A 21,845-nucleotide genomic window follows, 5' to 3' on the forward strand; every position below is an offset into this window, starting at 1 on the left:
GATGACCCCCGGACGGCGCCGCGGCATCCGTAGCCTCCGCCTCGATCATGCGGCATTCCCGCACGCCGTGCACGGGGGTGCCCCCGTTGCGCGGGCCGCGTGGTGGCGGCACGCTGCATCCGTGACCGGCGCGCTTCCCGAAGTGGTCGAGCGGCGACGCATCCGCGTCCGCGGCGTCGTCCAGGGCGTCGGCTTCCGCCCGTTCGTGCACCGGCTCGCGACGCGGGACGGGCTGGGAGGGCGCGTCTGGAACGACGGCGAGGGCGTCGTCGTCGAGGTGGAGGGCCCCGCAGCCTTGCTCGATGCGTTCACGCGGGGCCTCAGCGACGAGGCTCCACCCCTGGCGCGGGTCGCGTCGATCACGGGCGAGCGGGTCGCGTGCGTCGGCGAGCACGGCTTCCTCGTGGTCACGAGCCGGGCCGATGGGCGCTCGGCGCTCGTCCCGCCGGACGTGGCCACGTGCGACGACTGCCTGCGCGAGCTCAACGACCCCTCAGATCGGCGCTACCGCTACCCGTTCGTCAACTGCACGAACTGTGGGCCGCGGCTGACGATCGTCACGTGCGTGCCGTACGACCGGCCGAACACGACGATGGCCGGCTTCCCGCTCTGCGAGGACTGCCGCGACGAGTACGAGAACCCGGCGGATCGACGCTTTCACGCCGAGCCGATCGCCTGCCCGGTCTGCGGTCCGCGCCTCTCGGTGCCGCTCGAGGAGGCCGTCGCCGCGCTGCGCGACGGCGCGATCGTCGCGGTGAAGGGGCTCGGCGGCTATCACCTCGCCTGCGACGCTGCGAGCGAACGCGCCGTGGCGCGGCTGCGCGAGCGCAAGGGGCGTGAGGAGAAGCCCCTGGCGGTGATGAGCGCCGAGCCGCTCGCGCTCGCCGAGCCGACCACGGAGGAGCTCGACCTGCTCGGCTCTCCCGCGCGTCCCATCGTGCTCGTGCGCCGGCGAGCCGACGCTCCCGTCGCTCCCTCGGTCGCGCCGGGAACGCCCTGGCTCGGGCTGATGCTCCCGTACACGCCCCTCCACCATCTGCTCTGCGCCGACGTCGCGCGGCCCCTCGTGATGACGAGCGGCAACCTCAGCGACGAGCCGATCGCCTTCGACGACGACCGGGCGCGCCAGCGGCTGGGTGATGTCGCCGACCTGTTCCTCGCGCACGACCGCCCGATTCACCGCCGCTGCGAGGACTCCGTCGTGCGCGCCGACTTCCCCCTGCGGCGCTCGCGAGGCTACGCGCCTTCGGCGCTGCCGCTGCCCGTCCCGCTCGACCGGCCGCTCGTCGCGGCGGGTGCCGAGCTGAAGAGCACCTTCTGCGTCGCCCGCGGCCGCGAGGCGTTCCTCTCCTCCCACCTCGGCGACCTCACCGGCGAGGACGCCTACGCCGCGTTCCGTGACGACCTCGAGCTGTGGCTGGACATGCTCGGCGTGGAGCCCGCCGCGCTCGCGTGCGACCTGCATCCGGACTACCTCTCGACGCGCTGGGCCTGGGAGCAGGGGCTTCCGGTCGTGGAGGTGCAGCACCACCACGCGCACGCAGCCGCGTGCCTCGCCGAGCACGGCGAGCCCGGTCCGGCGCTGGCGGTGGTGCTGGACGGGACCGGCTTCGGTACCGACGGGAGGATCTGGGGCGGCGAGGTGCTGCGCTGCGACCTGACCGCCTTCGAGCGCGTCGCGCACCTCGAGCCCGTGCCGCTGCCGGGCGGCGAGGCCGCCGTGCGCGAGCCCTGGCGCACCGCGAGCGCGTACCTCGAGCTCACCGGTCGCCGGGTTCCCTGGGAGCGATGGGAGCTCGTCCGCCAGAGCCTTTCCGTCAACGCGCCGCTCTCCTCCGGCGCGGGGCGGCTGTTCGACGCGTGCGCGGCACTCCTCGGCGTGCGCGATCGGATCAGCTACGAGGGGCAGGCGGCGATCGAGCTCGAGCACCTCGCCGGGGACCTGCCGGCAGCGGCCTACGAGTGCGCGGTCGAGCACGGCGTCATCCGGGGATCCGAGCTGGTCGCGGCCGCGCACGACGACCTCGCAGCCGGGCGGCCGCGTGCGGAGATCGCGGCGGCGTTCCACGAGGGCGTGGCGACGGCGTTCGCCGCGGCCTGCGCGGAGGCGGGTGGAGCCGAGACCGTCGTCCTCTCCGGCGGCTGCCTGCAGAACCTACGTCTACTCGCCTCGCTCCGCATGCTCCTGGAACGGGAGGGCTTCCGTGTCCTCTCCCACCGCGCCGTCCCCCCGAACGACGGCGGAGTCAGTTACGGTCAGGCGGCAGTGGCCGCCGCGAGGCTCGCATGTGCCTAGGCATCCCCGGCCGGATCGTCGAGATCCCCGACCGGCAGGCCGGGCTTGCCACGGTCGACATCTCGGGGGTGCGCCGCTCGGTCAGCGTGGCCCTCGTCGACGAGCCGTCCGCGCCCGTCGAGCCGGGCGACTGGGTGCTCGTCCACGTCGGCTTCGCGCTGGCCCGGATCGACGAGGAGCAGGCCCAGGAGACGCTCGACCTGCTGCACCGCGGCGTGGAGCTGCAGCAGGAGCTGGACGAGATCCGTCACGGGACGGTCGCGTGAGCCTCGAGCCCGACCGCTGTCTCACCTGCTCGGACGAGGCGGTCGAGGCGCGCGTACGGTCGGTCGAGGGCCTCGAGGCCGTGATCGCGATCGACGCTCGGGTCGAGCGGGTCGCAATCGACCTCGTCCCGGACGCGCGCCCCGGCGACCTGCTCCTCTGCCACGCGGGGATCGCGCTCGAGCGGCTGGAGGAGGCGCCGTGAGGTACGTCGACGAGTACCGCGACCCCGCGCTCGCGCGAAGCCTCTCTGCCGAGATCCGCTCGCTCGTCACCCCGGGCGAGGTCGTGCGGGTGATGGAGGTGTGCGGCGGCCACACGCACGCCATCTACCGCCACGGTCTCGAGGAGCTGCTCCCCGACGAGCTCGAGCTCGTGCACGGGCCCGGCTGCCCCGTCTGCGTGATCCCGATGGGACGCGTCGACGACGCGATCGCGATCGCCGAGACGGAGGGCGTCACCCTCGCCACCTTCGGCGACATGCTGCGGGTGCCCGGCGGGCGCGGCTCGCTGCTCGAGGCAAAGGCGCGCGGGGCCGACGTGCGCATGGTCTATTCGCCGCTCGACGCCCTGGCGCTCGCCGCCCAGGAGCCCGATCGCCACGTGTGCTTCTTCGCAATCGGCTTCGAGACGACCGCCCCGGCGACCGCGGTGACGCTGCTGCGCGCCGGCCAGGACGAGACGCCGAACTTCTCGGTCTTCTGCAACCACGTCCTGATCGAGCCTCCGCTCCGCGCGATCCTCGAGACGCCCGGGCTGCGCGTCGACGCGTTCGTCGGACCGGGGCACGTGTCGTCGGTGATCGGCACCGACGCCTACCGCTTCATCCCCGAGGAATACGGCCGGCCCGTCGTCGTCTCCGCCTTCGAGCCCGTCGACCTGCTGCAGTCGATCGCGATGCTGCTGCGCCAGCGGGTGGAAGGGCGGTGCGAGGTCGAGAACCAGTACACGCGCGTGGTGCGGCGCGACGGGAACGAGCGGGCCGTCGCCGCGATCGCGGAGACGATGGAGCCGCGGGAGGACTTCGAATGGCGCGGCCTGGGGGTGCTCCCGGCGAGCGCCCTGCAGGTGCGGGAGCCGTTCGCCGCCTTCGATGCCGAGCGGCTGTTCGCGCTCCCCGGGGCGCGCATCGAGGACCCGAAGGCCTGCCGTTGCGGCGAGGTGCTGACGGGGCAGATCAAGCCGTGGGAGTGCGGCGTGTTCGGCACGGCGTGCACGCCAGAGCGGCCGCTCGGCACGTGCATGGTGTCGAGCGAGGGCGCCTGCGCCGCGTACTTCTCCTACGGCCGCCTGCGCCGGCCGCGCGAGGAAGCTCCCGTCGGTGCCTGAAGGGGGCCGCCGGCGCCGCCCGGTGCTCCGCGACGAGCTCGTCAACCTCTCGCACGGCGCCGGCGGGAAAGCGACCCGCGACCTCGTCGAGGCCCTCTTCCTGGAGGAGCTCGGCAACGAGGCGCTCGCGCCGCTCGGAGACAGCGCGGTCGTCGCGCCCGCGGACGGCCGGCTGGCGCTGACGACGGACTGCTACGTCGTCCGTCCACTCGTGTTCCCCGGCGGCGACATCGGCGAGCTCGCCGTGAACGGCACTCTCAACGACCTCGCGGTGGCCGGAGCCCGTCCGCTGTGGCTGACGGCCGGGTTCGTGCTGGAGGAAGGGCTTCCGATCGAGCTGCTGCGCAGCGTGGTGCGCTCGATGGCGGCCGCCGCGGAGCGAGCGGGGGTTCCGGTGGCCGCAGGCGACACGAAGGTCGTCGAGCGTGGGAAGGCCGACGGTCTCTACGTGACGACGGCCGGCGTGGGGGTGCTCGACCACGACCTCCAGCTCGTGCCGGGGAGCGTCCGACCGGGCGACCGGGTGCTGCTCTCGGGCACCCTGGCCGACCACGGCATGGCGGTGATGATCGCCCGGGGCGACCTCCACCTCGAGGGGGACGTCGAGAGCGACACGGCGCCGCTCCACGAGCTGACTGCGGCCCTGCTCGGCCTGGGGGAGGCGTTGCGTTGGATGCGCGACCCGACGCGCGGGGGCCTGGCGACGGCACTCAACGAGCTGGCCGCGCAAGCCTCGCTCGCCGTGCGGCTGGAGGAGAGCGCGCTGCCCGTGCGACCGCCGGTCCACGCCGCCTGCGAGATCCTCGGCATCGACCCGCTCTACGTGGCCAACGAGGGCAAGCTCGTCGCCGTCGTCGCGGCGGACTCCGCCGTGGACGCGCTCGCCATCCTGCGCGCGCACCCCCTCGGCGCCGATGCCGTCGAGATCGGCGTGATCGAGCCCGAGCCGGAGGGAATGGTGCTGCTCGACACGTCCCTCGGAGGCAGCCGCATCGTCGACCTGCTCGTCGGCGATCCGTTGCCACGGATCTGCTGAGAGACGGGAGCCGATCTGCAGGTCCTGACCTAGCGGGGGGGTTACCCGGCCCTTCGGCCGGTCCACCTCGGGCGCGCCTGGTTATAGGCTCCAGCGGTGGTCGAGCGGCTCGACGAGGAGCGCATCGAGATGCTCCGAAGCTGGGGAGAGGGTCTCTCCGGCAGCGATCGCGACGAGCTGCGCGCGGCGGGGCGCGCGATCCTGATGCTGATCGAGGAGATCGACCGGCTCGAGGCCGACATCTGGAACGAGCGGGCGGCCCACCTGCAGGCGGGCGAGCAACGCTCGTCGCAGTCCCTGGCGAGCACGCTCCGGGACCGCCTCGCGCAGCGTGCCCTGCCAGGCGAGCCGACCGCGTAGGCTCAGTTGTCGCGGGCGACCAGGCCGACCGCCTGCCCGTCGAGCCAGCCGAGGAACCGACGCGGCGCGGAGAGCTGGGGCAGCCGCGCGCTCCGCTGCACGTAGCCGTCTCTCACGCCGAGGCCGCCCCAGGCCTCCAGGAGCTCGGGGCGCACGCGGTACGCGCCGGCGCGATACCCCGCGAACGGGAGGCAGCGCTCGAAACGGCCGGAGCGCCCTTCGCGGCCGCGGACGACGACGTCCGTCGCGCCGATCTCCCTGCGCCGCGTATGCGCGTTCTCGTGCCATTGCGCGGCCGGCAGGTCGCGCGCGGCGACGATCTCGTCGACCGTGAGCAGCCCGATCAGCGCGTAGACCAGGCGTCGCTCGCGGACGTCCCGCAGCCCGGCGTAGAAGACGAGCAGGTCACCGGGGCCGAGCTTCTCCCGGATCTGGCGAGCCCGCTGACGGCGGTCGCCGTACGTCAGGCTCGCGAAGTCGGGATCCGCGTGCGCCGCCCGCTCGCGCAGGCCGGGCGGCAGCCGGGCTCCGAGCCGCTCGACCGCGGGCGCCCAGCGCTCGAACGGTGTCTCGAGGCCCTTCCGGAGCGGCTCGGTCTCCGGGATGGGCACGTAGGCGAAGTCTCCGGTCGTGGAGTCGACGGGGCCGTTCCAGCGTCCGCCTGCGTCGGTGCAGTCGGCTCCGACGCGGACGAGGAGCGCCCTCACGCGACGACGCGCGCGAGGGCCCCTAGCTCCTCCTCCGAGACCCGCCACGAGCCCGCGGCGGCATTCGCGCGCACCTGTTGGGGGCTCGTCGCACCGGCGATCACCGACGCGACCCCCGGGATCGAGGCGAGCCCGCCGATCGCGAGCTCGAGCAGGGGGCGCCCTCGCTCGGACGCGACCTTTTCCAGCGCCTCGGCGACGTCGAAGTCCTCGTCGTCGAGGCGCTCTCCTGACAGGCGGCTGCCTTCGGGCGCCGGCTCGCCGCGCCGGTACTTGCCGGTGAGCAGCCCGCTCTCGAGCGGGAAGTAGGGCACGTAGCCGATTCCCAGCTCGCGGCAGAGCGGCAGCACCTCGGCGTCGTCGTCGCGGTGGGCGAGGCTGTAGTGGTTCTGCACCGCGACCACGGTGACGCCGCTCGCGGCCGCTTCGCGGATCAGGTCGGCGCCGACGTTCGAGAGCCCGAGCCAGCGGACCCTCCCCTCGTCGACGAGCTCCTGCATGGCGCCGAGCGTCTCCGCGAGCGGCGTCACGCCGTCGGGGCGGTGGTAGTAATAGAGGTCGATCACGTCCAGGCCGAGCCGCTCGAGCGAGCCGTCGATCGCCCGCCGGACGTGGTCACGAGAGCCGCCCGCGCCCGGTACCGACGCGTTCTGGCCGAACTTCGAGGCGAGCACGACCCGATCGCGGCGGTCGCCGAGCGCTGCGCCGATGAAGCGCTCGCTGTCGCCCGAGCCGTACGTGTCCGCCGTGTCGAGGAAGGTGATCCCGACCTCGAGGGCGGCGTCGATCACGGCGCGCGTCGCCCCCCGATCGAGCCGCCGGCCGAAGTTGTTGCAGCCGAGCCCGACGCGTGAGACCTCGAGATCGGAGCTGCCGAGGCGCGTCACCTCCACGCCCGCAAGCCTATGCCACGGGTCAGTTGGGCCGCGGCGCCTGGAGCGCCCGCGCGAGCACCGGGTCGCGTCCGGCGAGGAAGTCCTCGATCGTGAGCCGGACGGCGATGTGCGGCCGGGTCGTGAGCGCGCCGGGACGGCCGAAGCGCTGGTAGGTCGTGGCCACCCTCGCGGTCAGGCCCGCGGCCGGGAGCTCGACTGCGCTCGAGTCGCCCCACTGGCTCGGTGCGCCACCGGTGGGCTCGCCCAGCAGCCGCACACGGGGCAACGCGTCGACGTCGGCGGCGAAGTTCCCCGCCGCGGAGAAGGTCGCGCGCCCGATCAGGAGCATGACGGATCGCGTTCGCGACAGCCGGTCCATCGCGTCGAGGAGGGCGCCGTACGTCGTGTTGTCGCCGCCGTGGTTGAGCCTCACGTCGACGACGACCCGCTGGACCTCCGGGCGGCGCGCGGCGCGCAGCAGCCGCTGCGAGACCGTCCAGGTCTGCGCGGTGGTCGCGTGGTACCCGAGGTACAGCGTCCTGCCTCGGTCGAGGCGCGTGAGCCACTGGTCCCGCTCGGGGAAGCGGAGCCAGAGCGGCTGGGTCGCGGCCGGCCTCCTCAGCGGTGCGAGGATCGACCCGATCGAGGCGAACGAGGACGCGGAGACCGGCTCCAGCACGGCCGAGCGGCCGTCTGCGAACGTCAGCCGGGCCGTGCCGCCGTCGGTCAGCCCGAGGCCCGCGAGCACTTCCTCGGTGACGACGTACTCCGGCAGCAGGTCGAGCACGGTCGATGCGTTGTCGCGAGGCACGAGGGGGCGCACCGCCGCAGTGATCCGCTCGATCGGGACGTCCTCGATCGCCGTCAGGCGCGCGCCGACGAGGTCCGCCCGTCCCGGGGCGGCGACGACGTGGAGGCCCGTCGGGAAGGCGTAGAGCCTCAACGGGTAGACATGGAGCGGCCGGGCGTGCCGGTCGTACGGATAGACCGCCGTGTGCCCGTTCCGGGGCCCCGCGAGCGCGACGAGTCGCATCAGGCCGACGACGAGCGCCGGACGGTCGAGGGTCGAGGCCTGGCGCGCGAGCGCGGTCGCCTCGGCGCGAAAGCGCGGACGTGGCGTCGAGGCGAAGAGATCGGGGTGCAGCCGTTCCATCGTGGAGGCGAGCTCCAGGACCTCGCGTTCCGCGGCGGGGGCCGCCGCGAGCGAGCCGCCTGCACCCGCGAGGAGGACGACGAGCGACGCGACGACGTGCGCCGCCGTCCTCACTCGTCCTCCTCGAGCTGCTCGAGCACCCAGCCGGCCCAGGCGATGTCCTGCTCGGCGCGCTCGATCGCGCGGCGCAGCTCGAACCAGTGGAACCGGTCGGCGCCCGTGCGGGTGTTGGTGGGCTCGATCCGGCGGTAGACGTCGAGGCGGGCCTGCGTCTCCCGGCGGAACCGCTCGACGTGCCCGGAGACCACCTCGCGCGGCAGCAACGAGCCGACGAAGAGCCGTAGGTGGAAGGCGGCCTCGCCGCCGGCCTCGTCGGCGAGCCACGCGTCGAGCGCCGCCCGCCCGTCGCCGGTCAGCCGGTAGACCTGCTTGTCGGGCCGCGTCCGCTGGCGCACCGTGCGCACGCTCAGGTGGCCGTCGCGGACGAGACGCGGCAGCAGCGCGTAGAGCTGGCTGCGGGCCGGCGCCCAGACGTGCCCGATCGCACGGCCGACCCGCTTCGTCAGCTCGTAGCCGGAGCCCTCTCCACCGAGCGCGAGCTCGGCGAGGACGGCGGCCTCGCTCGTCGTGAGCGCTCTGGTGGCGGGGCGCGTGATGACCACGGGGCGACGCTATCAGTCCGTCCTGGAATAGTCCACCTCGGACTAAGAAGCCGATCCCCGGATCTCGCTAGGCTCCGCCCGGTGACGGGCCCGCTGCGCTCGCCTCGGTTCGCCGCGGCGGCCGGGCTGTTCCTGCTCTGGTGCGCGGCTGCCGCGTTCCTGGCGGTCTGGTTCTCCGGTCGGATCCGCGACTGGTCGGTGATGACCGACGAGATGCAGTACGCGAAGCTCGCCCTCGCCGTCGCCGAGACGGGGTCGCCGTTGCCGTCGCTCCACGACACGTCGGTCTCGCTCGCGAACCAGCTCTATCCGCTGCTGCTCGCCCCGCTGTACGGCTCGCTCTCCTCGCCCGATGCCTTTCGCGGCGCACACGTGCTCAACGCCGTGGTGATGACGAGCGCCGCCTTGCCCGGCTATCTCCTCGCGCGGCAGCTCCTTCCGCGAGCCTGGTCGTACGCGGTCGCGGTGCTGACCGTCGTGATGCCCTGGATGGTGCTCACGGGCTTCGTGATGAGCGAGGCGGTCGCGTACCCGGCCTTCCTCTGGGCCGCACTCGCCTTCCACCGGACGATCGTGGAGCCGTCACCGCGCCGCGACCTGGTGGCCGTGGTCGCCCTCGCGGTCGCGATCCTGGCACGGACGCAGTTCTCCGCGCTCGCGCTCGTGCTTCCGCTCGCCATCCTCGGCCACGAGCTCGGCGGCGCGTCCCCCTCCGCCACGGGCGGCGGTGCCCGGCAGCGGCTGGCCGCCGGTGCGCGCGCCGCCGTGGGCCGGCACCGCACCCTGTGGGCGCTGTACGCGGTGGGGGCGCTCCTGGCGGTCGCCCTCCTCCTCGCCGGGTACCGGCTGTTCGGAGCGTACGAGACGACGGTGGAGGAGGGGTCCGTGCTGCCCTGGGGGACCTGGTGGTCGGCCGTCGAGCACGTCGCGGTGGTCGGGATCGGGTGTGGGGTCGTGCCGCTCGTGCTGGGCGGCGGGTGGATGCTCGCCTCCGTCGTGTGCCCCTCGCGCCCGGAGCGCCGCGCCTTCGCGACCCTGTCGCTCCTCCTGCTCGCGGCGCTCGCCGTCGAGACCGCCTCGTTCGACCTGCGCTTCGGCGGGAAGGACATCGTTCGCGACCGATACCTCTTCTACGTCGTCCCCTTGCTGGTCGTCGGAGCGGCGGCCGCGCTGACCGAGCGGCGGCGCGGGCCCACCGCGGTCGGGGCAGGGGCGATCACCGGGCTCCTCGCCGCAGGGAGCCTCGGGCTGGCGTTCCCCACGTTCCCGGGGATCTCGGTCGACTCGCCGGTGAGCATCCTCAACGAGACGTTGATCGACCAGTCGGGATCGCTCGGCACCGGGACCTTCGTCGCGCTGCTCGTCCTCCTCCTCGGGGCGGTGCTCGTGCTCGGTCTCCTGGTCGCGCCGCGGCTCCCGCTGGCCGTGACCCTGTTCGCGGCGGTGCTCGTCTTCTCAGCGCTCATGCTGCGCAGCGAGGTCGACCGGATCCTGGACGGCACCGGCCTCAGCGGCCGGCCGCTCGCGGGGCCGCCCGGAGAGGCCCTCGACTGGGTCGACACCGTCGTGCCGGACGGCGAGGGGGCCGCAGTCGTCTCGTTCCCGCTCTCGACGGCCTGGGGGGTGAGCGCAATCCAGTGGTGGGACGTCGAGTTCTGGAACAACACGGTCACGCGGGCATACGGCGCCCCGGACGGGAACTTCACCTACACGCCGTTCCCCCTCCGTACCCTCGAGATCGACCGGACGACGGGGCTGATCGAGGGCACGGCGGACGCGCCCGCCTACCTCGTCGTCGTGCCGGGCGACCCGCGCTTCGGCCTCGCCGGGGTCGCGCACGCGTCGAGCTCCGGGCTCCGGGTCATCGCGGCCGAGCGACCCTACCGAGCGGTCTGGTCGAGCCGCGGTCTCTCGACCGACGGCTGGACCCGCCCCGGCATCCCGGCGTCGGTCCGCGCCCATGCGCCGCTGGGCGCCCCCGCCGCGGTGAGCCGCATCCGGATCCGGCTCCGGGCGCCCGAAGAGGCCGAGGCCCGCTACCGGATCTCGACGGCGCTCGCCGACCGCTCCGGCGTGATCTCCCCCGCAGGCACGGCGGAGGAGACCGTCCTCGTGTGCGTCGCCCCCGGATCACCCGCCGACGTGGCGATCCGGACGTCGACGAGCGCGCTCGTCCCGGGGCCGCCCCTGTTCCCGGATCCGGAGCCGCACCGCCGGGTCGGCGTCCTCGTCGGCCCCGTGGTGGTGGAGCGGACCGGGCGTGCCTGCGACGCCGCCTGAGCTCAGGGGCGGGCAGCCCTGGGCGAGCGCGACGTCATGCAGCGCATGCGTCGAGAGCGCTCAGCCGCGGGCGCGGACGCGCACCTCGGCGACCTCGGCCGCGCTGTCCGGCGCCAGCCCGGTGACCCAGAGCACGACGTAGCGGCCCGGGCGCCGTGCGACCGGGAACCGCGTCCGGGCGGCGACGATCCGGGCCGGTGAGACGGTGGTGAACGGCCCCTGCCGCGACGTGCCGAGGCGCACCTCCGCGCGGAACCCGGGCGTCGGGGTGTCGACGACCACCTGCTGGATGCGGACCCGGCGCCCCGCGTCCAGCACGAGGCCGACACCGTTCTTGAAGAACCTCGAGTAGCGCTCCGTGCGCCAGTGCGTGTCCTGCCGTCCGTCGACCGCGAGCGAGGCCTCCTCGTCCCGCTCCCGCCCGTCGCCCTCCGGGTCGAACGCCCCCGCGGCGGCCAGCTTCACGAAGCGCACGGGCTGCGGGCGGGGTGTCGTCGGCCGCGGGGTCGCGGTCGTGGTGGCGGGCGGCTCGGCGGGCTGCACCGACGGGTCGTCGTCGAGGCCGAGGGAGACCGCGTACCCGAGCCCGATCAGGAACAGCGCGAGGGCGCCGCCGGCCATGAGCCGCGTCGCGTTCGGGGTGACAGTCAACCGGCCGTTCATGCGACGCGACCGATGCTCTTCGCACGGAGACAGGTCGTGCGCGGCGAGACCCCCATACGCGGCCAGTCTACGGCGATCGGGCCCGGGGAAACCGCCGCCCGGCGCTCGCGCGTACCCTCGTTCGGTGGCATTCCTCGCCGCGCTCGCAGTCGTGACCGGGCTGATCGTCGGGCTCCCGCTCCTGATCGTGGGGCTGGCGCTCCTCGGCCCTGCGGGCTGGATCGCGGCCGCGGTCGTCCTGCCGCTCGCCACGCTCGCCGTGATCCTGTGGCTCGGCCGGGCACGCACGGGCGACGGAGAGCCGCCGCCGAGCTAGTCGATTCAGCGAAGGACGGGGAGCGCCGCTGGATCCAGGCCGAGCCATTCCCGCGCAAGCCGTGCCAGCGTGCCGTCGCGACGCAGCCGCCGCAGCTCGCGGTCGACGGCCTTCACGTCCAGGCCTGCGCCGGGCGGAACCAACGCGACCAGGCCCTCGCCCCTCGCGATTCGACCGACCACCGGCCCGAGCACACGGCGTTGAGGCTCCACGAACCGTCCCGCCTCGACGGCCGGGACGAGCGCCGCGTCGCAGAAGCCGGTACGAAGCGACGACCGGAGTCGCTCCGTCCCGGCGACGAGGACCGGCGCCCGGCTGGTCCGTAGCGACGCCGCGGCCCGGGCGGCCTCGGAGCCGCGTACGGCGCAGAGCAGCGCGCCCCGGAGATCGGCGAGGCGGCCGGGCCGCCCGAGGCCGCGCCGTGTCACGACCGCGATGTCGGTCGTCACGTACGGGACGGTGGTGTGCCCGGCGGCCACGGGAACGCCCGCCGGCTCGATCCCGGCGAGCGCGAGGTGCCACCCGGGAGCGCCGGCCACGGACAGCCTGCCCGGTGACGCGTGGACGAATGCTCCGACCCTGCCGCCGAGTCGTCGGGCGAGCGTGCGCGCGAGCTCCACCTCGAACCCGCGGGCGAGGATCACGTCCTTCCCCCGCACGACGCCCGCCTGGAGCGACGCGTTCGTGAGCCCGAGCGCAACGACCAGCGACTGAGCGGGAGGCCGGGCCGGCGGTGCCGACGGGTCGGCTGCTGCGCCGACGCCGGGCAGGGCGAGCACCCCGAGGGCGAGGGCGGCGGCCACCGTGCGGCGGAGGGAGCTCACGCGGTCCCCCAGACCACGTCGACCGGAGTCCCGTGGGCGGCGAAGGCGTAGAGCAGCGGAGCGTCGCGGGCCATCATCCGGATGCACCCGTGCGAGGCCGGGTAAGCCGGCACCGACGGGTAGGCATGGAAGGCGATCCCGCCGACGAAGTAGCTCGCCCAGGGCATCCAGGTCGAGAACGGCACCGACCAGGACATGCGCTCCTTGCGGAAGACCCGGAACGAGCCGCTCGGAGTTGCCCCACCGGCGCCGGTCGAGATGTGGAACACGCGCTCGACGCGGTTGCCGACGATCTGGAGGGCGACCTGCCGGCCGAGCAGGATCTCCACCCGCCGGCCGGGCCTCCGGACGGCCGGGGTGGGACGCATCGCGCGGAGGAGCGCGGCGGTCACGCCCGCATCCAGCGCGCCGGTGCGCGGGAGCCCGGACCACTTCTGGAAGGCGAGTACTGCGATCGAGGTCTCCTCGCCGGGCTGCCCCGTGACCCCCGTCGGCGCCATGAAGCCGAGGTCGGCCAGGAGCTGCTGCGTCCCGCGAAGGTCGGGCGCCCGCTGCTCGGGCACGGGCTCGCGGACGGTGCGGCGGAGGTCGTAGCCCGGGAACAGGCCGATCGGGACGCCGCCCTCGATCCGGATCCTCACGCCGAGCACGCCCGGCACGGCCCGCAGCGTGCGGACGAGCTGCCCCACTCGCGCGCTGAGCGAGCCCTCGTTGCGGCCCGCGGTGAACCGGGCGGCGAGGTCGACCGTCACGACGCGACGCGAGATCCGCAGGTCGCGGATCGCCGTCCCGGTGGGGATCGCTGTCCGCAGTCCGCTCGCGCGCTCGCGCTTCGTGGGCCCGGCCAGGAGCGAGCGCACGAGCCCGGGGACCCCGGGTGCGACGCGGGCGACGGGAGCCGGCTGCGCACGCTGCAGGAACCACACCTCGCCCCGGATCGCGCCCGCACCCGTTGCGGGCGCCGCGAGTGAGAGCGCCATGAGGGCGACGAGCAGGACCGAAGCGCGTCTCACGCGCGGTGAGTTCCGCCCCACGGTCGCGAATCCTGCGCCCATGCCGCCGACACGGCAGGTCCATCGGCAGGCCGCGCGCGACGCTTGACAGCGCTCGCGGCGATAAGACTCGAGCGTGCCGCAGACGTGGAGGGACGGGTGGCTACGGCCCGGCCGGGTGCGCGCGGACGATCACGACCGGGCAGGGGGCATGGTCTGCGATCCGTCCCGACGTCGACCCGAGCAGCGCCTCCGCCAGGGCGCCTCGCCCGCGGTTGCCGACCACGAGCAGGTCCGCGCCCTCGGCCGCCGTGATGAGCGCATCGGTGGCATCGCCCTGGACGAGCGACACCGTCACGCCGTGGTCGTCGCCGAGCACGTCGCGGACCTGCTCCGAGGCGATCCGCTCGGCGGCATGCTGCGTCGCCTCGAGAACGTCCGCGCTCTCGGTCCACGCCATCGGCACGAGCCCGGAGTCGGCGGGAGTCGTCACGGGGACGTAGCTCCAGGCGTGCACCGCCTCCACGGTCGCGCCCCGCAGCGCAGCCTCCTCGACTGCCCAGCGCAGCGCCGCGGCGGCGTGCTCGCTCCCGTCGATCCCGACGACGATCCTGCCCGGCATCGCCCAGATCATGCCGATTCGAGGCGTGCCACGAGAACTCGTTGCTCAAGCTGGGCGTCGTTGCCGCCGATGCTCCGTCTGAGGCCCGTGAACCCTCCTTCGAACATCCCTGCCGCGGACCGACCGCCCCGTCCCGACGCGGGCGACGCGAACGACCCGCTGGTCGAGTCGTACCGCAAGCTCGCGGACGTCTTCCACGAGCTCCTCTCCGAGCAGTCGCTCGACGACCTCCTGAACCGCATCGCGCACACCGTGGGGGAGCTGATCCCCTACGACGACATCACGTTCTACGAGGCCGACGAGGCCAAGCGCCGGCTGAAGGCCGTGTACGCCTCGGGCCGGGACTCCGAGAAGGTGCTCGCCGACGAGCCGTTCTCGTACGGCGAGGGGATCACCGGCTGGGCGGTCGAGCACCGCGAGCCCGTCCTCGCGAACCGCGCCGAGCTCGACCCGCGTGTCCGCTTCGTGGCCGACACGCCGCCCGATCCCGAGTCGCTCGTCGTCGTCCCTCTCGTCGCGCGCGGACGCCTCAAGGGAACGCTCAACATCTACCGCTCCGGGTTCCAGGAGTTCACCGAGGACGAGTTCCTGCTCGCCGTCCGCTTCGGGGACGCCGCCGCGCTCGCGGTCGACAACGCCCACATCCGGGCGTCGCTCGAGCGCCAGGCCCAGACCGACCCGCTGACCGGCCTCTGGAACCACCGCGCCTTCCACGAGCGGCTCCGTCAGGAGCTCGTCGACGCGTCCACCGACCAGTCCTCCGTCTCGCTCGTGATGCTCGACCTCGACGACTTCAAGCGCGTGAACGACGTCTACAGCCACGCGACCGGCGACCACGTGCTCTCCGAGGTCGCGACGATCCTGCTCTCGTCGGTCCGCTCCGGCGACGTCGTCTCCCGGATCGGAGGCGAGGAGTTCGCGATCATCGCGCCGGCGAGCGGGCTGTCCGACGCCTTCAGGCTCGCCGAGCGCGTCCAGGAGCAGGTGGCGTTGACGGAGTTCAGCCCGGTCGGGCCGATCAGCGTCTCGATCGGCATCGCCTCCGGGCCGGAGCACGCAGCCAACCCGCGCGAGCTCGTCGCGTGCGCCGAGGTCGCGATGATGACGGCGAAGGCACGGGGGAAGGGCCAGATCGTCGTGTTCCACGAGGACGGGCGCGAGCGCCCAGTGGAGAGCCTCGACTCGCGCCGGGCCGAGTTCCGCTCGATCGCGCACCTGAAGATGCTCCACGGCGTCTCGACGAAGCTCAGTCGCCTGAACGACGTCGCGGAGATCGGCGCGACGATCGCCGACGAGCTTCGCCTCCTGATCGACTACCACAACTGCCGTGTCTTCGTCCGCGACGGCGAGGACCTGCGCCCGATCGCGTTCCGGGGCGACCTGACGGCGTCCGGCTCGGCGATGGAAGTGCTTCAGACCCGCGTGGGCGAGGGCGTCACCGGCCACGTCGCGCTCACGGGCGAGCCGTTCCTCACCGGCGACGCGGCGAACTGCGGGATCGGCGTCCGGATCCCGGGGACACCACGGATCGAGGAGTCGCTGCTCGCCGTCCCGCTTCGCTACGGCGCGACGGTCGTCGGCGTGATCGTGGTCTCGAAGCTCGGTCTCGACCAGTTCGACTCGGACGACCTCCGCCTCCTCGAGGTGCTGGCCGGCCACGTCTCGGTCGCGCTCGTCAACGCTCGCCTCTACGACTCTCAACGGCGGGAGGCCGAGAGCGCCAAGGCGCTGCTCGAGCTCACGCGAGAGCTGTCGGCCGTCACGAACCTGGACGGCGTGCTCGACCAGGTCGTGCGCGGCGCGGCCCGGATCATGGGGTCCCGGCGCTGCTCGATCTGGCTGCCGACGCACGACGGCGGGCTCATCTGCCGCGCCGCGGTGGGAGACGCGGGGTACACGGCGCTCCAGGGCCGCTTCCTGCCCCCCGACGTCGTCGCGCGCTTCTCGACGCGCGGCGCGCCCTTCGTGACGACACCCGAGGAGGCGACCCTGCTCCAGCGGGCCGCCGGCGCCGACGCGGCGGGCCTTCCCCACGCCGTGTCCTTCATCCCGCTCGACCAGGGGCTGGCGGCGCTCGCGGTCGCGACGGAGACCGCCATCCGCTCGCGCGAGCTCGAGCTGCTCGCGGGGATCGCGAGCCAGGCGCGGCTCGCGATCACGAACGCAGGCAGCTTCGCGACGCTGGAGCGGACCTTCCTCTCGACGGTCGAGGCGCTCGCGAACGCACTCGAGGCGAAGGACTCCTACACCTCCTCCCATGCCCGCTGGATCTGCGACATGTCGGTCGAGGTAGGGCGCGCGCTCGGGCTCGACGCGGTGCACCTCAAGCGCGTCGAGCTCGGCGCCCTGTTCCACGACATCGGCAAGATCGGCATCCCGGCGTCGATCCTGATGAAGCCCGGGCCTCTCACGACCGAGGAGCGGTCGATGATCCAGCGCCACCCGGAGCTCGGCGAGCGCATCCTGGCCCCGATCGACCAGCTCGCGGCCGTGCGACCGATCGTCCGGGCCTGCCACGAGCGCTTCGACGGCCTCGGGTACCCCGACGGCCTCCGCGGCGACGGGATACCGCTCGAGGCGCGGATCATCTTCGCCTGCGACGCGTTCCACGCGATGACCACCGACCGGCCCTACCGCGAGGCGCTGCCGGTCGAGGAGGCGTTCCGGCGGCTCGTGGACGCGGCCGGGACGCAGTTCGACCCGCGTGTCGTCGACGTCTGCCTGCGTGTGCTGAAGAAGCCTCCGCCCGCCGAGCTCTGAGCCGGCCCGGGAGCCGGGCGCTCGACGCCGCTCACCCGACGCGCCGCAGCACCCTGAGCGCACGCCCCTGGAGCGGGACCCGGGCGCGGGCCGCGTGCGTGGTCCCGTTCGGCCCGAGCTCCGGGTCGCCGGTGCAGAGCTCGTGCGCCCAGCGGCGGCCGAAGCGCGCCGGCGGCAGGACGAACGTGACCGGGTCCCGCCACGCGTTGAAGAGCACGATGAACGACTCGTCCACCACCGGCTCGCCGTCCGCGGTGAGCGTGGGGATCTCCGCACCGTTCAGGAAGGCGCCGAGGGTGAACGCGTCGCCGCGCGACCAGTCGGCCTGGGTCATCCGCCGACCGTCGGGCCGGAACCACCAGACGTCCGGCGCGCCCGAGCCCTGCCGCTCCTCGCCCGTGAGGAACTCCGGGCGGCGGAAGACCGGGTGCTCGGCCCGCAGGCGGAGCAGCCGCTTCGTGAACTCGAGGATGCCTCGGGCGCGCTCGTCGGGCTCCCAGTGGAGCCACGAGAGCTCGTTGTCCTGGCAGTAGGCGTTGTTGTTCCCCTGCTGGGTTCGCCGCAGCTCGTCGCCCGCGAGCACCATCGGCGTTCCCTGCGACAGGAGCAGTGTCGCCAGGAAGTTGCGCGTCTGGCGATCCCGCAGGGCGTTGACCTCCGGGTCGTCCGTCTCGCCCTCGACGCCGCAGTTCCACGAGCGGTTGTCGTCGGTGCCGTCGCGGTTGTCCTCGAGGTTGGCCTCGTTGTGCTTGCGCTCGTGGGAGACGAGGTCGCGCAGCGTGAAGCCGTCGTGGCAGGTGACGAAGTTGATCGAGGCGGAGGGGTGACGGCCGTCGGACTGGTAGAGGTCGCTCGACCCGGTGAACCGGCGCGCGAACTCGGCCACCGCCGTATGCCCGCGCCAGAAGTCGCGCATGGTGTCTCGATACATCCCGTTCCACTCCGACCACAGGATCGGGAAGTTCCCGACCTGGTAGCCGCCCGGCCCGACGTCCCAGGGCTCCGCGATCAGCTTCACCTGGGAGAGGACGGGGTCCTGGTGGATCACGTCGAAGAAGGCGGACAGCTTGTCCACGTCGTACAGCTCGCGCGCCAGCGCGGACGCGAGGTCGAACCGGAAGCCGTCCACGTGGCACTCCGTCACGAAGTAGCGCAGCGAGTCCATGATCAGGCGGAGCACCGACGGGTTGACGGGGTTGAGCGAGTTGCCGGTCCCCGTGAAATCCATGTAGTGGCGCGGGTCGTCGGGCTGGAGCCGGTAGTAGGCGGCGTTGTCGATGCCCTTGAACGAGAGCGTCGGGCCGAGATGGCTCCCCTCGGCGGTGTGGTTGTAGACGACGTCGAGGATCACCTCGATCCCCGCGCGGTGCAGTGCCTTCACCATCCCCTTGAACTCCCGCACCTGCTCCCCACGCGTGCCGGTCGCGGCGTACCCGGCATGCGGCGCGAGGAAGCCGATGGTCGAATACCCCCAGAAGTTGGAGAGCCCTCGCGCGACGAGGAGATCCTCGTCGGCGATGTGGTGGACCGGAAGGAGCTCGACCGCGGTGACGCCGAGATCGCGGAGATACTCGATCGCGGCATCCGACGCGAGCCCGGCGTAGGTACCGCGCAGGTCGTCGCGCACGTCGGGCATCAGCCTGGTGAACCCCTTGACGTGGAGCTCGTAGATCACGGTCTCGGCCCACGGTCGCTCGATCCGGACGTCGCCCTCCCAGTCGAACGTCTCGTCCGTCACCACGCAGCGCGGGATCGCCGGGGCCGAGTCTTCCGCGTCCCGAACGTCTTCCTCACCCGGCGCGTAGGCGAGGACGCGCGCACGGTCGAACGCGATCGGTCCCTCGATCGCCTTCGCGTAGGGGTCGATCAGGAGCTTGGCCGGATTGAATCGGTGGCCGTCCGCGGGCTTCCACGGTCCTTCGACGCGGTAGCCGTAGCGCTGCCCCGGCCCGACGCCCGGGAGATAGACGTGCCACGTGTGCGCCGTCCGCTGCCGCATGGCGATCCGCTCCTCCCGGTCGGACTCGTCGAAGAGGCAGAGCTCCACGCCCTCGGCGTTCTCGCTGAACAGCGAGAAGTTCGTCCCGCTGCCGTCCCAGGTCGGGCCCAGCGGGAACGGCACACCGGGCCAGGCCGTGCGATTCACCGCGGCACCGTATCGGCCGCCCCGGAGGGCCTCGGCCCGCTTAGCCCGCGGCTTCGGCCCTGCGCAGGCCGCGGACGCCCCACACCGCGAAGACGGCGATCAGAACGAGCCCCAGCGTGAAGGCGAGGGCGACCTCGGTCGGAGCGCCCGAGATGAGGCTCCGCCCCGCCTCGAGCATGTACGTGACCGGATTGACCGTGGCGGCCGTCTCGATCCACCCGGACAGGAGGTCGACGGGCACGTACACCGGGGCGAAGAACAGGAGCAGGAAGACGGGCATCTGCATCAGCGGGCCGACCTGAATCGTCCGGAAGCGGAACGCGATCCCCGCCGACCAGAGCAGCGCCGCGACGTTGAGCAGCAGCGCGAGCGTGTAGAGGCCGATCACGTCGACGGGGCCGCCCCCGACGTCCATCCCCACGAGGAGCGCGATCGCGGTGAGCATGGTCGCGGTGATCCCCCAGCGCACGAGCGCGGCAAGCGCGTAGCCGACGAGGATGCCGATCCGGTTCGGCGAGGCGAGCAGCAGCCGCTTGCCGAAGCCGCCCTCGAAGTCCCGCGCGATCCCGAACCCGGTGAACACGCCGCCGAAGGCTGCGGACTGGAGCAGGACGAACACGAACTGGAAGGCGGTGTAGTCGCCCGCGAAGTCGAATCCGGGCACCTCGGAGACCTGCGAGAGCCCGCCGGCGAACGCCGTGAAGAAGAAGAGCGGGAAGAGCAGCCCCGGGAGGAGGAGCGAGGGGGTGGTGAGGACGTTGTGCAATGTGCGCCACGCGACGCCCCTCGCGACCGGCCAGACCGTCACGTGCGGGTCATCCTCTCGGTCAGCGCCCACGACGCGAGCGCGAGCGAGACGACCGCGATCACGATCGCGATGCCGAACCCGAGCGCGAGGGCCTGGGCGTCCCAGCCCGTGATGATCAGGCTGCGGACGCACTCGATCAGATACGAGACCGGGTTCACCGAGGCGAGCCAGCGGAACCAGTCGACGGCGATCAGGTCGCGCGGGGTGTTCATCGACGAGATGAAGAGGAACACGAACAGCAGCGGGAACATCCCCTGCACGGCCTCCCCCGTGCCCGTGCGCAACGCGAGGAAGGAGCCGAGCGCGCCGAATCCCAGCGAGACGATCAACGAGAACACGAGCAGCACGACGATGCCGGCGGGGCCGGAGGCGAAGTCGACGCCCAGGACCAGCCCGACCACGATGTAGACCGCCGACTGGATCAGCCCGAGGACGACGATCCCCGAGAGCTGGCCGGCGAGCAGGGACGAGCCGCGGAGCGACGTCAGCGAGAGGCGGTTCAGGAAGCCCGTCTGGATGTCGCGGGCGAGATCGGTCCCGGCGTTCATCGTCGCGAACAACGCGCCCTGGATGAACGGCACGGCAAGCGCGAAGGCGAGGAACGAGTCCGTCGGGAAGCCCGGCAGCGCGGTCGAAGGCTCGAGACCCGCGGCGTTGACGAGCATCAGCATGACCGGAAAGACGAGCGGCGGGATCGCCATCGCCGGCTGCCTCAGCGTGCGGCGGACCGAGCGACCCGCGATGGCGCCGACCTGGACGGCGAGGACGCTCATCCGCCGTCCGCCTCTGCCGCCCCCTCGAGCGTACGCCCTGTCTTCGCTAGGAACACGTCGTCCAGCGTCGGGGCGCGCAGCTCGATGTCGTCGAGGACGACTCCCTCCGCGTCCACGCCCCGCACGACATCGGCGAGGCCGATCCCCTCGCGCAGCCGGACCGCGAGCTCGCCGTCGCTCAGAGGCTCCCCGAACCGGCGCAGCAGCGCCTCGATCCGGGGCCGGTCGCCGTCGTCGTACGGGATCGCGTGCACGCTGGGGCGGCCGATCTCGGCCTTGAGGGCGGTCGGCGTGCCCTCCGCAACGATCCTGCCGTGGTCGATGATCCCGACCCGATCGGCGAGCACGTCCGCCTCCTCGAGGTACTGGGTCGTGAGGAACACCGTGACGCCGTCGTCGCGCGAGAGCCGCGCGACCTCGTCCCAGAGCGCCGTGCGGCTCTGCGGGTCGAGCCCCGTGGTCGGCTCGTCGAGGAACAGCACGCGCGGCCGGTGGACGAGCGCGAGCGCGAGGTCCAGGCGGCGCTTCATCCCGCCCGAGTAGCCACCGACCTTGCGGTCCGCCGCCTCGGTGAGACCGACGCGCTCGAGCAGCTCGGCCGTGCGCGGCGCCCGTTCCTCGCGCCGCAGGCCCTGGAGCATCGTCTGCAGCCGCAGGTGGTCGCGCCCCGTGAGGAGCGCGTCCAGGGCCGCCTCCTGCAGCGCGGCGCCGATCGAGGCCCGCACCTTCGGCCCCTCGCGCACGACGTCGAACCCGGCGACCCGCGCGGTGCCGGCGGTCGGCGGCAGGAGGGTCGTCAGCATGTGCACCGTGGTCGACTTTCCCGCGCCGTTCGGGCCGAGGAAGCCGTAGATCTCGCCGGGCTCGACGCGCAGGTCGATGCCGTCCACCGCGCGCGGCCCTTTCCGGAACTCCCGTACGAGCCCCTCGGCGACGATGCTGTTGTCCCGGCTCACGGTGGGACGCTAGATGAGCGCGG

21 protein-coding genes are annotated in these 21,845 nt (G+C 73.1%); 9 read left to right on the forward strand and 12 right to left on the reverse strand.

Going from position 1 to position 21,845, the window contains the following annotated elements; genetic code table 11:
- Positions 1 to 121 precede the first annotated feature (121 nt).
- From hypF to VFO26_RS15070, 6 genes are all read left to right on the forward strand, one after another.
- Positions 122 to 2,296: a carbamoyltransferase HypF gene (gene hypF, locus VFO26_RS15045; RefSeq protein ID WP_325115870.1), complete on the forward strand. Its 2,175-nt coding sequence runs from the start codon at positions 122 to 124 to the stop codon at positions 2,294 to 2,296.
- Entirely contained in the window at positions 2,287 to 2,562 is a 276-nt protein-coding gene (locus tag VFO26_RS15050; protein ID WP_325115871.1) for a HypC/HybG/HupF family hydrogenase formation chaperone, read from the forward strand. The genes hypF and VFO26_RS15050 overlap by 10 nt, the downstream gene beginning before the upstream one ends.
- Complete coding sequence (locus tag VFO26_RS15055) at positions 2,559 to 2,765, forward strand: HypC/HybG/HupF family hydrogenase formation chaperone (protein WP_325115872.1); 207 nt, start codon at positions 2,559 to 2,561, stop codon at positions 2,763 to 2,765. Before VFO26_RS15050 ends, VFO26_RS15055 begins: the two co-directional genes overlap by 4 nt.
- A complete protein-coding gene (gene hypD, locus VFO26_RS15060) occupies positions 2,762 to 3,889 on the forward strand; it encodes a hydrogenase formation protein HypD (RefSeq protein ID WP_325115873.1) in 1,128 nt (375 codons plus the stop codon). The genes VFO26_RS15055 and hypD overlap by 4 nt, the downstream gene beginning before the upstream one ends.
- Positions 3,882 to 4,925: a hydrogenase expression/formation protein HypE gene (hypE, locus tag VFO26_RS15065; RefSeq protein WP_325115874.1), complete on the forward strand. Its 1,044-nt coding sequence runs from the start codon at positions 3,882 to 3,884 to the stop codon at positions 4,923 to 4,925. The genes hypD and hypE overlap by 8 nt, the downstream gene beginning before the upstream one ends.
- A 96-nt stretch (positions 4,926 to 5,021) precedes the next feature.
- On the forward strand, positions 5,022 to 5,285 hold the full coding sequence (locus VFO26_RS15070; protein ID WP_325115875.1) for a hypothetical protein: 264 nt from the start codon (positions 5,022 to 5,024) through the stop codon (positions 5,283 to 5,285).
- A gap of 2 nt (positions 5,286 to 5,287) precedes the next feature.
- On the opposite strand, the gene VFO26_RS15075 is transcribed toward VFO26_RS15070, so the two are convergent.
- The 4 genes from VFO26_RS15075 to VFO26_RS15090 are packed head-to-tail and all read right to left on the reverse strand — an operon-like array spanning position 5,288 to position 8,682.
- On the reverse strand, positions 5,288 to 5,992 hold the full coding sequence (locus VFO26_RS15075; protein ID WP_325115876.1) for a hypothetical protein: 705 nt from the start codon (positions 5,990 to 5,992) through the stop codon (positions 5,288 to 5,290).
- A complete protein-coding gene (locus VFO26_RS15080; protein ID WP_325115877.1) occupies positions 5,989 to 6,885 on the reverse strand; it encodes an aldo/keto reductase in 897 nt (298 codons plus the stop codon). Before VFO26_RS15080 ends, VFO26_RS15075 begins: the two co-directional genes overlap by 4 nt.
- 22 nt (positions 6,886 to 6,907) lie before the next feature.
- Complete coding sequence (locus VFO26_RS15085) at positions 6,908 to 8,134, reverse strand: hypothetical protein (protein ID WP_325115878.1); 1,227 nt, start codon at positions 8,132 to 8,134, stop codon at positions 6,908 to 6,910.
- The gene (locus VFO26_RS15090; protein WP_325115880.1) at positions 8,131 to 8,682 is read right to left on the reverse strand and encodes a PadR family transcriptional regulator; all 552 of its coding nucleotides are present in this window, start codon (positions 8,680 to 8,682) and stop codon (positions 8,131 to 8,133) included. Before VFO26_RS15090 ends, VFO26_RS15085 begins: the two co-directional genes overlap by 4 nt.
- 81 nt (positions 8,683 to 8,763) lie before the next feature.
- On the opposite strand from VFO26_RS15090, the gene VFO26_RS15095 reads away from it, so the two are divergent.
- Positions 8,764 to 10,962, forward strand: coding sequence for a hypothetical protein (locus VFO26_RS15095; RefSeq protein WP_325115881.1), 2,199 nt, complete (start codon positions 8,764 to 8,766; stop codon positions 10,960 to 10,962).
- Between the two features lie 60 nt (positions 10,963 to 11,022).
- On the opposite strand, the gene VFO26_RS15100 is transcribed toward VFO26_RS15095, so the two are convergent.
- Complete coding sequence (locus tag VFO26_RS15100) at positions 11,023 to 11,625, reverse strand: hypothetical protein (RefSeq protein ID WP_325115882.1); 603 nt, start codon at positions 11,623 to 11,625, stop codon at positions 11,023 to 11,025.
- A 124-nt stretch (positions 11,626 to 11,749) separates the two neighbouring features.
- Here VFO26_RS15100 and VFO26_RS15105 point away from each other — a divergent pair, with 124 nt between their 5' ends.
- The gene (locus VFO26_RS15105; RefSeq protein ID WP_325115883.1) at positions 11,750 to 11,941 is read left to right on the forward strand and encodes a hypothetical protein; all 192 of its coding nucleotides are present in this window, start codon (positions 11,750 to 11,752) and stop codon (positions 11,939 to 11,941) included.
- Between the two features lie 5 nt (positions 11,942 to 11,946).
- Here VFO26_RS15105 and VFO26_RS15110 read toward each other — a convergent pair whose 3' ends face one another.
- The 3 genes from VFO26_RS15110 to VFO26_RS15120 all read right to left on the reverse strand — a co-directional run bounded on the left by VFO26_RS15110 (position 11,947) and on the right by VFO26_RS15120 (position 14,379).
- A complete protein-coding gene (locus VFO26_RS15110; protein ID WP_325115885.1) occupies positions 11,947 to 12,765 on the reverse strand; it encodes a transporter substrate-binding domain-containing protein in 819 nt (272 codons plus the stop codon).
- Positions 12,762 to 13,778 (reverse strand): L,D-transpeptidase family protein, encoded by a 1,017-nt coding sequence (locus VFO26_RS15115; RefSeq protein WP_325115886.1) that lies wholly within the window; start codon positions 13,776 to 13,778, stop codon positions 12,762 to 12,764. Before VFO26_RS15115 ends, VFO26_RS15110 begins: the two co-directional genes overlap by 4 nt.
- A 142-nt stretch (positions 13,779 to 13,920) precedes the next feature.
- Positions 13,921 to 14,379, reverse strand: a complete 459-nt coding sequence (locus VFO26_RS15120; protein ID WP_325115887.1) for a universal stress protein — start codon at positions 14,377 to 14,379, stop codon at positions 13,921 to 13,923.
- An 87-nt stretch (positions 14,380 to 14,466) separates the two neighbouring features.
- Between VFO26_RS15120 and VFO26_RS15125 the strand changes: the two genes are divergently transcribed.
- Positions 14,467 to 17,139 carry a diguanylate cyclase gene (locus tag VFO26_RS15125; RefSeq protein WP_325115888.1) on the forward strand — a complete coding sequence of 891 codons (2,673 nt, stop codon included), beginning with the start codon at positions 14,467 to 14,469 and terminating at the stop codon, positions 17,137 to 17,139.
- 31 nt (positions 17,140 to 17,170) lie between these two features.
- Here the strand turns inward: VFO26_RS15125 and glgX are convergent, their stop codons facing one another.
- Genes glgX through VFO26_RS15145 form a run of 4 tightly spaced genes read right to left on the reverse strand, consistent with a single transcriptional unit; the run spans position 17,171 to position 21,822 of the window.
- Entirely contained in the window at positions 17,171 to 19,285 is a 2,115-nt protein-coding gene (gene glgX / locus VFO26_RS15130; RefSeq protein WP_325115889.1) for a glycogen debranching protein GlgX, read from the reverse strand.
- Between the two features lie 40 nt (positions 19,286 to 19,325).
- Entirely contained in the window at positions 19,326 to 20,093 is a 768-nt protein-coding gene (locus VFO26_RS15135; RefSeq protein WP_325115890.1) for an ABC transporter permease, read from the reverse strand.
- Positions 20,090 to 20,866 carry an ABC transporter permease gene (locus tag VFO26_RS15140; protein WP_325115891.1) on the reverse strand — a complete coding sequence of 259 codons (777 nt, stop codon included), beginning with the start codon at positions 20,864 to 20,866 and terminating at the stop codon, positions 20,090 to 20,092. Before VFO26_RS15140 ends, VFO26_RS15135 begins: the two co-directional genes overlap by 4 nt.
- Positions 20,863 to 21,822, reverse strand: coding sequence for an ATP-binding cassette domain-containing protein (locus VFO26_RS15145; protein ID WP_325115892.1), 960 nt, complete (start codon positions 21,820 to 21,822; stop codon positions 20,863 to 20,865). The genes VFO26_RS15140 and VFO26_RS15145 overlap by 4 nt, the downstream gene beginning before the upstream one ends.
- Between the last annotated feature and the right edge of the window lie 23 nt (positions 21,823 to 21,845).

It is taken from the genome of Gaiella sp. (assembly GCF_035710885.1).
Classification (GTDB): Bacteria; Actinomycetota; Thermoleophilia; order Gaiellales; family Gaiellaceae; genus Gaiella.